The 14,000-nt window shown below is 48.0% G+C and carries 9 protein-coding genes; 1 reads left to right on the top strand and 8 read right to left on the bottom strand.

Going from position 1 to position 14,000, the window contains the following annotated elements:
* Positions 1 to 8: 8 nt before the first annotated feature.
* The gene (locus ELR70_RS13995) at positions 9 to 1,052 is read right to left on the bottom strand and encodes a LacI family DNA-binding transcriptional regulator (RefSeq protein ID WP_054015250.1); all 1,044 of its coding nucleotides are present in this window, start codon (positions 1,050 to 1,052) and stop codon (positions 9 to 11) included.
* A 299-nt stretch (positions 1,053 to 1,351) separates the two neighbouring features.
* A complete protein-coding gene (locus ELR70_RS13990; RefSeq protein WP_200908203.1) occupies positions 1,352 to 2,212 on the bottom strand; it encodes a LysR family transcriptional regulator in 861 nt (286 codons plus the stop codon).
* 126 nt (positions 2,213 to 2,338) lie between these two features.
* Here ELR70_RS13990 and ELR70_RS13985 point away from each other — a divergent pair, with 126 nt between their 5' ends.
* The gene (locus ELR70_RS13985) at positions 2,339 to 2,713 is read left to right on the top strand and encodes an isochorismatase (RefSeq protein WP_054015252.1); all 375 of its coding nucleotides are present in this window, start codon (positions 2,339 to 2,341) and stop codon (positions 2,711 to 2,713) included.
* 23 nt (positions 2,714 to 2,736) lie between these two features.
* Here ELR70_RS13985 and ELR70_RS13980 read toward each other — a convergent pair whose 3' ends face one another.
* The 6 genes from ELR70_RS13980 to ELR70_RS13955 all read right to left on the bottom strand — a co-directional run bounded on the left by ELR70_RS13980 (position 2,737) and on the right by ELR70_RS13955 (position 13,898).
* Positions 2,737 to 3,120, bottom strand: coding sequence for a DUF805 domain-containing protein (locus ELR70_RS13980; RefSeq protein ID WP_200908207.1), 384 nt, complete (start codon positions 3,118 to 3,120; stop codon positions 2,737 to 2,739).
* Positions 3,121 to 3,544: 424 nt separating this feature from the next.
* Positions 3,545 to 5,938, bottom strand: coding sequence for a glycoside hydrolase family 15 protein (locus ELR70_RS13975; protein WP_054015254.1), 2,394 nt, complete (start codon positions 5,936 to 5,938; stop codon positions 3,545 to 3,547).
* A 19-nt stretch (positions 5,939 to 5,957) separates the two neighbouring features.
* Positions 5,958 to 7,448, bottom strand: a complete 1,491-nt coding sequence (locus ELR70_RS13970; RefSeq protein WP_054015255.1) for an MFS transporter — start codon at positions 7,446 to 7,448, stop codon at positions 5,958 to 5,960.
* A 1-nt stretch (position 7,449) separates the two neighbouring features.
* Positions 7,450 to 9,306 carry an alpha-amylase family glycosyl hydrolase gene (locus ELR70_RS13965; protein WP_054015292.1) on the bottom strand — a complete coding sequence of 619 codons (1,857 nt, stop codon included), beginning with the start codon at positions 9,304 to 9,306 and terminating at the stop codon, positions 7,450 to 7,452.
* A 160-nt stretch (positions 9,307 to 9,466) separates the two neighbouring features.
* Positions 9,467 to 10,975 (bottom strand): tryptophan halogenase family protein, encoded by a 1,509-nt coding sequence (locus ELR70_RS13960; protein ID WP_054015256.1) that lies wholly within the window; start codon positions 10,973 to 10,975, stop codon positions 9,467 to 9,469.
* A gap of 67 nt (positions 10,976 to 11,042) precedes the next feature.
* Positions 11,043 to 13,898 carry a TonB-dependent receptor gene (locus ELR70_RS13955; RefSeq protein WP_054015257.1) on the bottom strand — a complete coding sequence of 952 codons (2,856 nt, stop codon included), beginning with the start codon at positions 13,896 to 13,898 and terminating at the stop codon, positions 11,043 to 11,045.
* Positions 13,899 to 14,000: the final 102 nt, after the last annotated feature.

Genomic DNA, 14,000 nt, shown 5'->3' with positions numbered 1-14,000 from the left:
CAGGGCGGTCAGATTGACTGCCCTGCTCTGAGCTCAAAAGGCAAACGTATTTGCTGTTTCTCTTTGCCAATAAATAAAGTTGCTGCCTGTTCACCTTTATTCTCACTATTCTGATGTATTGTCGTAATGGCCGGTTGAAACAACTGGGCCTCGTCAATTCCGTCAAAGCCAACTATTTTAAGTTCTTGCGGGACTCGGATCCCCTGAGAGAGCGCCTCACGCGCTGCGGCCAGCGCAATTAAATCACTCATACACAGTAATACATTGGGCCGAGGCTGAACGGCAAGCGCCTCTTTAGCAGCAATTCGCGCATAGCGCTCGCTACTTTCCGGAATATTCCAAATCCTGTCGTCAGGCAGTCCAACCTGATGGTCATGCAGAGCTTGCCGGTAACCTGTCAGCCTTTGGTGTGCAATAGAGGTGCTTAACTCAGGCAAATGGCGCTCATACACCCGACATATCAACTCGGTATCCAGCAATCTCAGTCCGAGGATGGCGACACCAGCTTGCTTTGATGGGGCCTCAAACCGGGTCAGGGCTGCTTTAGCTACTTCATAGGCTGCCTGGTGATTATTGATATTCACACTGGCCTGCCCCTCAAGCTCAAAATCGACAGTAACGACTTGTTTGGTCACAGTTGCCAGCTGCTCTATCAACTTTGGATTACGTGGTCGGCCATAGCAGATAAAGCCATCGACAAAATCCAGGACATTGTTAACACTGTCAGTGTTTCCCGAAAATAGCAGTAGATTTATTCCCTGAGGCTCCAGAACCTTAGCCACACCTCGCATAAAACTACTGGCCACCGGATCGGACACCATGTATTCCACACTGTCGGGTAAAACCAGAGCAACGATGTTAAACGTGCCCTTTCTCAAAGAGCGGGCCGCTTTATTTGGACCAAAATAACCTAATGCCTTGCAAGCCGCCAGGATCTCCTCACGCTTTTTAGCAGACAGTTGATCGGGGCGATTAAAGGCATTGGATACCGTGGCATTCGACACGCCAAGATGCGCAGCAATACTTTTAAGTGTCCATTTTTTTTCTGTCATGGTTCGCTATATAATCTAATTAGTAGGGTTATGCATCCGGCTGGTCTGCGTCGCAAGCTGCATTCTTTTGAACTGTGGACGGTTTGACCCTTTGACCACTGAGCAGCCTTATCAACCCTGCCACAAGCATAATGAAAGAAATGAGTACGAGAGGAATTACCAATACATTAAATTGATATACCTTAACACAGTGAAAGCAGTTCATTTGCACACGATCAAGCGTAAAAACCGCCACTGCGCACAAGATCCCAAGCACTATAAACAGCTTAGTAAGTTTCACCATGCCTCCTGGTTCAATTTTACCTGTAATGCTCAGACAACCTACCCTGAATACCCACACTCAGGGCATCAATGCATACCTGAACAGCCATAGGGGTATGCCTGGAAAAAGGGGTGAGTAAGTACACCGGGTTTTCGGGCAAACAGGCTTGTGGCATTAGCCTGGTCACGTCCGTCAAATAATTCTTTAAGTAAAAATCCGGTACTAAGCCTATTCCTGCTCCAGCCCGAATGAGTGAAACGGTACTATGAAATGCATTTGTGATGCAACTAACCTTAGGAGTTAGCGCCCTTTTCTCACCATTTTTCGTCCTAAACTGATGCGTTATCAGTGTACCTTCCCAGGCATTTGCAATGTATGGGACCTGTGTCAGTTTCTCTTGTGAAAAACGTGCATGTCCGCATAGTACATCGCGAAAGCTACCCAGCCTTTTTTGTTTGAGCGTGCTGTCTTTAGACGTACCAATACGCACTGCAATATCAATATTATGCGCCATCATATCAAGATGCTGATCATCACATGTTAGCTTGACTAGCACACCTGGATACTGTTGCATCAGTTTGCTAATAATTGGGGTGAGCAGGCTTTCTATGAGTGCATTCGGCGCTGTAATATGCACGCTCCCCTCAGGTTCAAGCTGCTGAGCCTGCACATCCTCCCAGGCTGTTTCAGCTATCTGATTGAGCGCTTTGCAGGCTTCATAAAAGCGCTTTCCTGGCTCAGTCAGAAACTGACGACGTGTTGTCCGTTTGATCAATATTACACCTAGTTCTTGCTCCAGTGTTTTTAAATGCTGACTGACTACAGATTTTGACACGCCCAACCTGTCCGCCGCAGCGGATATAGAACCTGCATCAACGACATGGGCAAATAGTGACATTTTTCCGAATTGGTGCATTACAATTGTAAACATTAACCGAACAGTGTTTTTTATTATCTCTGTTTTTCACACCAATTAATACCATTAAGCTTACCTTACTGAAAACACAACAAGTGGAGTCATTACATGACACAACAACAAGAGCTGGACCTATGTAAATCGGGCATTGTCGCGTGGCAGAACGCATTTAATAGCCAGGATGCACGTGGTTGCGCCGCACAATATGCTACAGCCAGTATTATGCATGCACGGCCCATTGGCTCATTTGACGGGAGGAAAAACATTGAGGCATTCTGGCAGGACATTATAGATCAGGGTTTCTGTGATGTTGCTTATACCGATGTAGTCTGGGAAAAGCATCCAGAAACAGGCTACTTACTCAGTGCAAACTGGACGATGAATAAAGCCTTTGGCAAGATCCATGCTGAACATTGGGTGGTTGAGCAAGACGGCAAAGCCCGTCTGCAAAGTGATGATTTTGAGATCCTGGGTGAGCGTTGAGCCACCCAGGAAACTGCGCAAAGCTAAGCAAGCTCAGCTTGTGGTGCTTCTTTTGGGTTAGGACCGTATTCGTTTTCACCCGGCTTACTGTCCATCACATTAAACACAAGCAGTACCAGAGGGCCGACTAAAGGCACAAATGTTAACAGCATCCACCAACCACTGCGGCCAATGTCGTGCAAACGGCGTACACCAACTGCAATACTTGGAATAATTACGGCAAGCGCATACAAGCCACTTACGAGACCGACACCCGCTTCCTCAGAGTACATTCCCAGCATCATATCAACCAAACCCAGCACAATCATGACGATGAGATTACATAGCATAAACAGCCAATACTCTTTACGTCTTGCTCGACCCTTGAATTCCGTATAGTTTTTTAAAACAGATAAATAACTGTCGATCATTCTTACTTCTCCTTATTTTTCCTATTTAACTTGCTGCAATCTGAAGATTGCGGCAAACAAAGCGTAAATTGCATTAAATACTTTCTTACCAAAGGCCATTCTATTGGCTGTTTACTACAGCACGGCGTCAGCAACTTAACTAATAGAGAACTGAGGGTGCCCAAAGCACACTCATTACATTGGCTAATCCAATCTTTACAGGTTTATATTACTGCTCAGACTTGAGCTCCCTATTAGTTGCCATAAAGTATAGAGAAAAACGGTTAAAAATCTTCCCGATATTGCAAACGGTTAACTTTGAGACGCAGACAAACCCAAAATGAGTTCATATCACAGCGATAAGGTAATGCAAAGGTATTACACAAAGGAAAAAACGCGGTACATTCAGGGTGTACCGCGTTTTATTGTACAGAAAAACCGACTATTTAAGCGCCTGCTCAACAATCGGGTAATGATCCCAAACTTGCTTATCGGCAAGTGATCGAACCAGCTTCACATACTCGGCATGCGTCCAGGCCAGTGGTGTAGCAGAGTTGGTGCCCTCGCCCAGTGTATAACCGAACGGATTCACACCCACGCCATCCCACACCTGCTCAGGCAGCATCAGGCCTTCGTTTGCAAAGTGCTCCATGCCTTTGATGTAAGTGTATTTGATACGTTTTACCGCACTGTCATCCAATGCATTAGCCTGGCTGGCCGCTGCAATTTCGTAATGACCGCGCTCACCGGTGAAGAAAGGCCAGACACGGCCACGCTGACCGGCCGTGTTCTGACCCTGCTCAGCGTAGTTGGTCCCGCGCACTTCATCTTCTCCGTAGCCATCGTTGCCATAGCGGCGGTAGCCCGGATAACTGTTCGGATCCCCGGCAAAGTTAAAGCTGTATTTAACTCGCAAGTTCTCCGGCAGATTTTCATCTTCATACTCTGGCAAGGTATTGGTAATGCTGCTGGCATCTGCCGCTCTTACGCCATAGCGCACAAGCTCCAGGAAGCCACCATCAATGATCTGCTTTTTATCCATACCCGCACGGCCGTTGTTGTCACTCAGCTTAGTATCGGTATTCGGGTTGGCGTCTTTGCCAATGCGGAAGAAATATTTACCATCGCTTTGCTTAGAAGGCAGGTTACCCTCTGTGGTGAACATAGTCGATTCCACTTCACTGTCGTAGCGTTTGGCTGTTGCCATATAACGCTCACTGCCGGCTTTATCTCCGGCCAGTTTCGCAATGTCACTGGCAGCGACCAGGCCCGCGATAATGGCAGCGGTTGTCGATGGTGAATAACCGTCTTGCTCTTCCCAGCGCTCCTGTTGTGTTGCCGGTGGTGTGATCTGAGTATCGTTCCAGAGGATTTTTGCCAATCCGCCGTCGACTAAGAATTCGGCCGCTGGCTGGAGCATACGCTTGTACCAGTAAGCAAGCTTCTCATCGCTCAGTACGCCGGCCTGCCAGAGTTTCCACGCCAGCATAATCGGCATAGCGGTCTGATCCAGCTGCACACCTACCCACTCCAGCTCACCGTCAACATGGGTTTTTTGTAAGAACCAGCCGGTGTCACCGTGGTTGCCAGGCGTTTTGTCTGTGACCTGTACTTTTTCCAGATATTCAAATGCGGTCAGTGCGGTTTGCGGATCGCCCATGGCCAAAAATGCCATCGCAACCTGATAGAAGTCTCGCACCCAGACCGCTTTATAACCTGTGTGGCCTTGCTCAGCCGCCACCGTATCACCCCATGGGTTAGACAAAGAGGCAATCAAGGCGCCTGCGTGGGTTTTATCTTCTTGTGCCTTTAACACCAAAGCACTGGTGTAAAGTAGTTTACCCTGATCAGCCGTGTAACCGCTGAGCTTTTTCATAGGTTCAAGACTGTTCAGGTAGTCGCGCCAGCCAATGGCTTCTCCTTCACCATTGTAGTGGGCCAGCACCTGCTGATAACCACGTGCCAGTGACTGTGCGCCTTCCTCGAAACTCGCGCTTTGCGAGTGGCCAAAACTCAGTGCCAGGTCGAATGTCGCCTGCTGGTCCACGTCACCCAGCTCCGCCAGCCAATTAACGTTGCCGCTTTGTGCGCCTGTGCTGGTGTAACGCTGTGCCATTGACTGGCTTGCTTTAAGCTGTGCCAAACCATCGCTCTGACCGGTAAAGCCCACGCTTGCTTGCTTAAAGCCTGTGCTGCTTTGCAGTGTCAGGTAATTGTCTCCTTCCCAGGCAACCAGGCCCTGCTCAGTGACTTTCGCAAAATCGTTCAGGCCGTTGTTATTCACATACGGGTTTACGTTAACGAACAGCTTCACGCCATCAAGCTCTGTATGTACCTTAGCCCGGACGAACAGCGTTTGCCCGTCGGGATCGGTGAATATGTGTTTCTCAAGCGTAAAGCGGCCTTGCTTGTCTTTGCTTGTCACTTTGTATGCCAAAGACAGCGGACGACCTTGTGCGTCTTTATCGAGGTAATCAATGCTGACGTCCAGCGCATCTTGCTCCGTTACCGTAAAATCCGGGCCGGTAACAATAAACTGCATGTCTTTGATCTGCGCCTGGTGAATAAGACCAAACATAGTTTCAGTGATCATGCCCTTAGCGATAGAAAACCACACTTTTGATACGGCTTGTGTACTTGCTTGCTCAGAATACTGGCCCTGCTTGTAAGCTTCGTAGGAAGTACCAATGCCGGTTTTACCAGAGTACGCCCAGTATGGCTTGTCACCCGGTGCACCTGGCGCGGCTTGTTGCGATTGAGCCGCATTATTGGCACTGCCGCAACCGACGAGTCCGGCCGTTATCAAAGCCAGGGTTAAACTAGATAGTTTTTTCATAAAGTCTCCTTGGGCGGTGTTATTCTTGTTCGATTTTCACCCGCATCACAGCAATCGCTGCGAGCAGGAACGACACACCACCAACCACTAATGCAAAAATCGGTTGATTATCAAATAGGTTTCTCAGGATCAGGCCAAGTACACTGGCCGCCATCAGTTGCGGGATCACGATGAAGAAGTTAAAGATCCCCATAAACACGCCCATTTTATGGGCTGGCAATGAATTACTCAGCATGGCATAAGGCAGAGACAAAATAGACGCCCAAGCAAAGCCAATGCCAATCATCGGCAGCCAAAGCAGGCTAGGATCAGCTATCATTTTAAAGCTCAATAATGCGCCTGCGCCCAGCAGTAAGTTGATGCAATGTGCGCCACGTATTCCCAGGCGATTCACCATCACAGGGATACAGACAGCTGCAAGTGCAGCAAACCCGTTGTAGGCGGCAAAAAGCACACCTACCCAGTCGGCCCCATCGTTATAGGCTTTGCTGGTTACGTCGTTGGTACCATAGTGAAAACTGGTGACTGCCGAGGTGGTATAGATCCACATAGCAAACAAGGCAAACCAGCTAAAGAATTGCACCACTGCGAGCTGGCGCATGGTGCGTGGCATAGTAAACACATCGTAGATAACATTGTAAAAGCCACCTGAAGTGCTACCGCGCTGCTGCAGGTACCCTGCTATTAATAAAACCAGCGTGAAGGATAAGAACAGCCCGCTCAGCAGATAAAGCTCTTTTTCCAGCTGCAGTCCAATCACAGCAGCCAGGATCCCTCCACCAATCACGCCAGAAATAAGTGCTGCGCGTGCATAGTTGATCAGCTGATAGCTTTGACTGGTTTGCTTTTCAACCGCTTCACCGGCAAACTCAGCCAGTTGCTGTGGGGTGTACTCTTTGGTTTTTAGAATGGTCCAACCTACCGCCAAAAATAGCACCACACCACCGAAATAGAAGGCATACTTAACAGACTCTGGGATCTGACCCGCTTCAGCGGTATTGCTGATCCCAAACCAATTGGTCATCATCCAAGGCAAGGCAGATGCCACCACGGCACCCACGCCAATAAAGAAGCTTTGCATCGCATAGCCATTGGCGCGCTGCTTTTCGTTGAGGTTGTCACCCACCAGTGCGCGAAATGGCTCCATAGTGACATTGATTGAGGCATCCATGATCCACAGCATGCCCGCCGCTATCCAGAGTGTGGGAGAGTTAGGCATAAAGAACAACGACAAGGTGGTCAGAATAGCACCATACAGGAAAAAGGGTCGTCTGCGACCCAGCTTGCCCCAGGTGCGGTCACTCCAGTAACCAATGATTGGCTGCACAATCAAGCCCGTTAATGGGGCTGCAACCCAGAGAATGGGAATATCATCGACTTTCGCGCCCAGCGTCTGAAAGATCCGGCTGACGTTACCGTTTTGCAGTGCAAAGCCAAACTGGATCCCCAGAAAGCCAAAGCACATGTTCCAGATCTGCCAGAAACTGAGTTGTGGTTTTTGTTTTTGCATATTAATTCTCTAGTTCAAAGACCGCACTGGCCAAAGGTGCCAGGGTCACTGTCAACAGACTATTGTTAAGCGTAACCTGCCCATGTTGTTCAAGTTTGTCGTAAGCTTTTCCCTGCCAACCATCTGGCAGTTGAATTGACACGTTTTGAGCGTGACTTGCATCAAAGTTACTCACCACAATCAGACGTTGTGAGTCGCTCTGGCGGGCAAATCCAATCACTTTGGTTGCCGGCTCTGCGCTAGTCGTTGTCACTGCCGTCGATACGAACTCGCCCTGTGCTATCGCACTGTAAGACGCCATGTTCATCAGTTTCTGATAATAAGCACGCAACGCCTTTTGCTCTTCGCTCAGCAAGGCACCATCAAACTTACCCTGGTTCATCCAGGCCTGATGGGCCGGTACACCGATGTAGTCGAAGATACTGGTGCGGCTGGGTTTGCCAAATCCTGCCATTTCTGACCCGTCTTCACCCACGCTCTGAGCAAAATACAACAAGGTTGGTGACTGACTGATCAAATGACTCACCACCATGGCGGGTTTACCTTTATTGGCATCTCCGGCAAACTCCGGGCTCGCAATACGTTGCTCATCGTGATTCTCTAAAAAGTGCAGCATGTGCGGTGCAATATCCTGAACGCTGGCATGCACATCCAGCACTTGCTGCGCTGTGCCTTTGCCTTGCATCAGGGCTTTAAGAGAATCATAAAAACCGACTTTGTCGTACAGGTAGTCCATCTTCCCCTGCTCAATATACGAGCGATACAGCGTTGGGTTGTAGACTTCTGCGAGGATAAAAGCATCCGGGTTTTTCATCTTGATAGACGCATTAAGAAAGCTCCAGAACTCAACCGGCACCATCTCGGCCATATCATAACGGAAGCCATCTACGCCCTTGTCCAGCCAGTAATAGGTGATATCGCGAAACTTATACCAGCTGTCGGGCAGTTTTTTATCCTGCCAGAATGCATAGTGGGCACGGTAATCAAGCTGAGCATACTGCGCCGGCAAAGTAGCAAAATCGTAGCTGCCATCGGGCTTGACACCATAGTTCACTTTTACGGTTTCATACCAGTCATGAATATGGGGCTGCGCTGCACGTGCGCCGTTACCGGTCCATTTGGCCGGACTTTCACTGAACTGACCATCGGCAAGCGGGTGTGGCTCGCCGCCAAGTACCTGATAGTCTTGCGAGCTTGGCACGCTAAAATCTTCGCCGGTGACATAGTAAAAGTTGTTATCACGAGCATAGGTCACTGAGGTATCGTCGTTCGCGCCGAAATCGCTGACACCTTGCGGTGCGCTGAGCGATTGATAATTTCGCGCAACGTGATTGGGCACGATATCTATCACCACTTTCATACCTGCTTCGTGGGTGCGGGCGATGAGGGCTTCAAATTCAGCCAGTCTGTTGGCCGGGTTTACCGCCAGGTCCGGATTGACGTTGTAATAGTCTTTTACGGCATAGGGTGAACCCGCACGGCCTTTAACCACATCCGGGTCATCCAGGGCTATCCCATACTCGGTGTAATCCCCCACCAAGGCATGATGTAATACCCCGGTATACCAGACGTGGCTCACGCCCATGGCTTTGATTTCAGATAGAGCTTTGGGGGTAAAATCAGCAAACTTGCCCACGCCATTTTGTTCTTTTGTACCCCAGGGAATATTGTTGCTATTGGTGTTACCGAACAGGCGAGTAAAAACCTGATAAACAACTGGCTTTGCATAGCCGGGCTGCGCTGCCAGGCTCTGAGTGTCGGTGACTGGTGTCTTGTTGTCGTTAATACTGTTGCAGGCACTCAGTACCACAGAGCCGGTGATCAGCCCAAGGGCAATTACCAGCGGTTTCATTGTCATCATAATGTTGTCATTTTTAGTATTTTTAATGAGTCTACTGACTTGATAATCATGGGTGAACCGCCTGCATACGTATTCAGAGCGGCTATTCATCCTCGCGTCATGTTCAATATTCTTAGTGCTCAGATGTAAACGCCGCTCAAAGGCAAAGTTCGTCGATTTATCGCTTTTGGGCTAATCGCTCAAGTTGCACACGATGGTCATCAAAATTAAGTCCACACCGGGCAATGTAGTCCTGGATCTGTGATAAGTCGTACTTGTTCGCCTCCTCATTGCCTGCGATCAATTGAGACTGCTCTGGATAAATGCCGTAACCGGCAAGTAAACAGTGCCAACTTACGGATGGATAATATTTATCGATATCCTGACGATGCAATTCATCAGATAAGTTTTTGCCCGATACCCAGGTTTGCAAAACATCATACAAAGAACGTGAGAGCTGATTGTTATTCGCGTTATCGCGCCAGTACTGAGTATCGGTTCTACTGTTTACACGATAATGCGCCACAATATAGTCTCTGATCGCCTGATAGCGTGCATCGAGTGACTGGTTGTGTCTGGTTTTGAATTTATCTGTGAACTCACCGTCCTGATAGCATTCAATAAAGCTTTGAACAGTTTCCTGTACAATATGAAGCGCTGTGGCCTCCAGCGGTTCAATAAACCCTTGCGACAGTCCAATGGCAAGACAATTTTTGTGCCAGTGCTTTTTGACCTGCCCTACTTTCATGGTCAAATGACGCGCTTCAACATCGCTGTCCAGTAATCCCAGCGCGGCGCGTAATTCGGTCTCAGCTTTATCCGGATCGCAATAGCGTCGGCTGTAAACATAGCCATTACCAATGCGGTTGGTCAGCGGGATATGCCAGCTCCAGCCGAATTTTCGGGCTATTGACTGAGTTTCAGATGAGATCACATCGCCCTGCTCGGTTGGCAACACCACAGCGGCATCGTTGAATAGGTTATTGGCAAAAGAGTCAAAGCCAACGTCGAGATGTTGCTGCATTAATAAGCTGCGAAAGCCAGAGCAGTCAATAAAAACGTCACCTGTAATTTCTGTGCCCTGCTCAGCCACCAAAGCGGCAATATCGCCATCCGTGTGCTTACGCACATCTATGATATTGGCCTGAATATGTTCTACACCCAAATCGCGGGCTGTTTGCGCCAAAAAGAGCCCTAGTTTACCGGCATCGAAATGATAGCCATAATTAATTTCAAACGGAAAATGATGCGCAGCGATTGGCGCTTTAGCCTGCTCGGCAAGATAAGTGGTAAGGAAAAATGGGTCCGGGTGGCCTGCTACATCAATCGCTTTTCTACGTACAAAGCTGTTGTGAAAAAAAGCAGGAGCTGAATAATCGTCGGGCTGTGAGGGAAAAGGATGAAAGTAGCTGCTAAAGCCGGGGCGGGTTGACCAGTCAATAAAGCGAATGCCATTTTTATAGGTTGCATTGCACGCTGGCATCCACTGCGCTTCACTGATCCCCATAAAGTCCATAAAGCCCTTAAACTGGGGAGTAGAGCCCTCGCCTACACCAATAATGCCAATATCCGGTGATTCAATCAAAGCAACTTCAATCGGCTGATCCTGCCAGCTTTTTGCCATCAGGTTGGCCGCCATCCAGCCGGCGGTGCCTCCCCCTAAAATAACGATTCTCTTTTTATTCATCATTTTCACCTCATAAAACAAAGCCACCAGAAAACTGGTGGCTTTATATCAGAACAGCATTCGATACTTAGAAGCTATAGTTAAACCCTAAGAAATACTGACGACCGAACTCTTTGTATTCACCGGTTGCCAATGCCGTACCATAGTTAGTGGTGTTAGGCTCATCAGTTAAGTTATTGACTTGTAACACAGCCTGTAGACCATTTTCAAAGTCATACGTTCCCTGCCAGTCAATCACTGTATATTCATCCGCCCACGCCAAAGACGAACCACCCGGTGATGCGCCTTCATAGACATACTCATCACGATAACGTACATTCAGGTGCGTCGTAAATGCATCTATATTCCAGAAAACAGTTGCACTCCAGACATTTTTCGACAGGCCAGGCATTGGCAGCTGCTGATCCGGGAAGTTACCGCCACCGTCAACGGTTGTTTCACTTTCAGTATATGAATAGTTAGCATTGAAACCTAAGCCAGAGAAAACGCCAGGCAGGTTGTCAAACATAGTAGTGTAAGCTAACTCTACGCCACGAATATAGCCACCCTGATCATTGTTTTGAGTTGTCTGATACTGACCAGCGACAAAGCCTTCCGGTACTTCAAGACCAATGCTTGACCAGTCAACCTCACCTTCCTGATAAGTGATGCTTTCAATCAAAGACTCAATGTCTTTCCAGAAAATTGCAGCAACGAACGCGCCACCATCTTCGAAATAACGCTCATATGACAAGTCAAATTGAGTTGCACGGAACGGATCAAGGTTTGGATTACCTTTTGACCAAACATTGTAACGAGGGCTTTCACCGTCATTCGCTGTATCGGCCCAGGAACCTGCACCACCACGTAATTGATACACAGGTGGACGACCCATCACTTTTGCAGCAGCGAAGCGTATTTGATCTTCGTCAGTAACACGGAAGTTAAGGTTCAAAGAAGGTAATGTGTCTGTGTATTCTGGTCCGTATTCAACATGACGATAATCAGTACGCGCAACACCGTTATCATCAACAATCGTATCACCTACTTCATCACCCTGGATCTGCTGGATACCGACTGATTTAGTATCTGTTCTGACAACACGTACACCAAAGTTACCTGTAACCGGAATGTTCCCGATTTCAGTATCTATATTAGCCATCACATAACCAGCTAACACTTCTTCTTTAACCGCGCCACTTTCGATCAGTGTCCAGTTGTGCTCCCAGGTCTGCTGTGCGCCGTAATTACCCGGACCAAATACCGCGTCGGCAATGCCCACCAAGTCTAGCTCAAGATAGTTGAATCCTCGAGTATGCTCCACAGTGACGAAACCATCCAGAGAGTGCGGAATACAGGCATGATTTTGGTGGTTAAATTCGCACCCTTTATTGGTAACAATTGTACCATCAGGCATTTTGTAACCATTTTGGCCTTCACGCGCACCCCAGCGGAACGTTGAACGCTGATCTGTGAACTCACGATCTGACCAGCGCGCACCAACTTCAATTGAAGAGATAAACCCAGCTTCAACATGATACTTAAAGTCTACTTTAAAGCTGTCCAGTTCATCTGTGTATCTGTGTGGGAATTGCTCCCAGTCACCCAGACGCATGTTAGACAGATCTGTGTAACTATTGCCCAAGGTAAGCTGAGGTAAATCTTTCTCTTGCTGTACAAAAGAGAAGCTCTGGTTGCGCATTTCCTGCCACGTTTCAACCAAAGTGCCATCTACAACCGTATTTCCAAACTCATAGGCGTGCATAGATGCAATCATATCACGGCGCGTTTTCTCACCTTTACTATGTGCAAAGTCCAGTCTGAGTTCCCACTTGTCTGTCACATACTCTAAGTCCAGACCAAAGCTGTCTGTCGTAGAGTCGGTTGACTGATCTTCAGAACGCATTTCAACCCATGGGCCCTTGTGGTCAGTGATCACAACATCACCGGCAACTAAGAAACCATCTTGTACAACCGCGTTGTTAAGTGAGTACAGGGAACCTACATCTTTCTCGAAGCCTTCAATGTTCAAACCGCTTTTACGGTCTTCCGATTCAAACTCAGAGCGAAAATAGTCAAATTGTACTTTCAGCGCATCTGTAGGCTGGTAGACCAAAGTACTCATAAGACCCAGACGCTCGTCTGACCCTTTTGCAGAGCGAACCTGGTAACCATTAACTGAACGCTCTTCTTTACCATCGCCATCAAAGTCTTGTGAGCGTTTTGGTGCATGCGCTGATACGTCAATTGCATTATTAGGCTGGTTTAAGAAGGCTGCGCCAATACCAAAGCCCAAAGTTTCATCAAGGAATTTGCCCTGATAAGAGAAGCTGATGCGCTCACCGCTAGAATCAGCACCGACATCTGATGCCGCGTCATTATAGGAGTAGCGTACTGAAGAGCTAAAGTTATGCTGCTCTTTTGCTTCAAGCGGGTTTACTGTTTTAAGCTCAACCGTTGCAGCAACCCCACCTTCAACCAAAGAGGCTTTTGGCGACTTATATACCGCAGCCTGATTAATAAGCTCTGACGGGTACTGGTCAAATGAAATCCAACGACTACCAGCAGTGTAACCACTGGTGCTCGCCTGTTCACGGCCATTCAGGGTAGTCTGAATAAAGTCGCCGTTCATACCACGAATATTCAGCTGTGATGACTGTCCACTGGCACGAACCGCTGTTACACCGGGTAAACGGCTCAAAGAGTCTGCAATGGATACATCGGGTAGTGATGCCAGGTCACCGGCATCAACAACTTCAGCTACTGTATCGCTGTAGCGCTTTTTATCGATAGAAGCGATGATACTGCGCGAAATACCGCGTACCTCAATAACTTCAACGTCTTCTTTCTTAACTGCTTTCTCTTCTTCTGCAACGACCGAAAAGTGGCTAACGCCAGCGGCCATAAGCGCAACTGTTAGCATACTTGGTTTGAACATAGACATAGTGTTTTATCCCAATTAACCATTTTTATGACGCCTAGTTGTTTGTTAATTCGTCACACGGAAGACCGTGGAGCGCTACAACGATTTATAAAGGCGGTAATT

It is taken from the genome of Pseudoalteromonas sp. R3 (assembly GCF_004014715.1).
Classification (GTDB): Bacteria; Pseudomonadota; Gammaproteobacteria; order Enterobacterales; family Alteromonadaceae; genus Pseudoalteromonas.
Note: the sequence above shows the minus strand (reverse complement) of the source record. Positions and strands in the feature narration are given on the sequence as shown.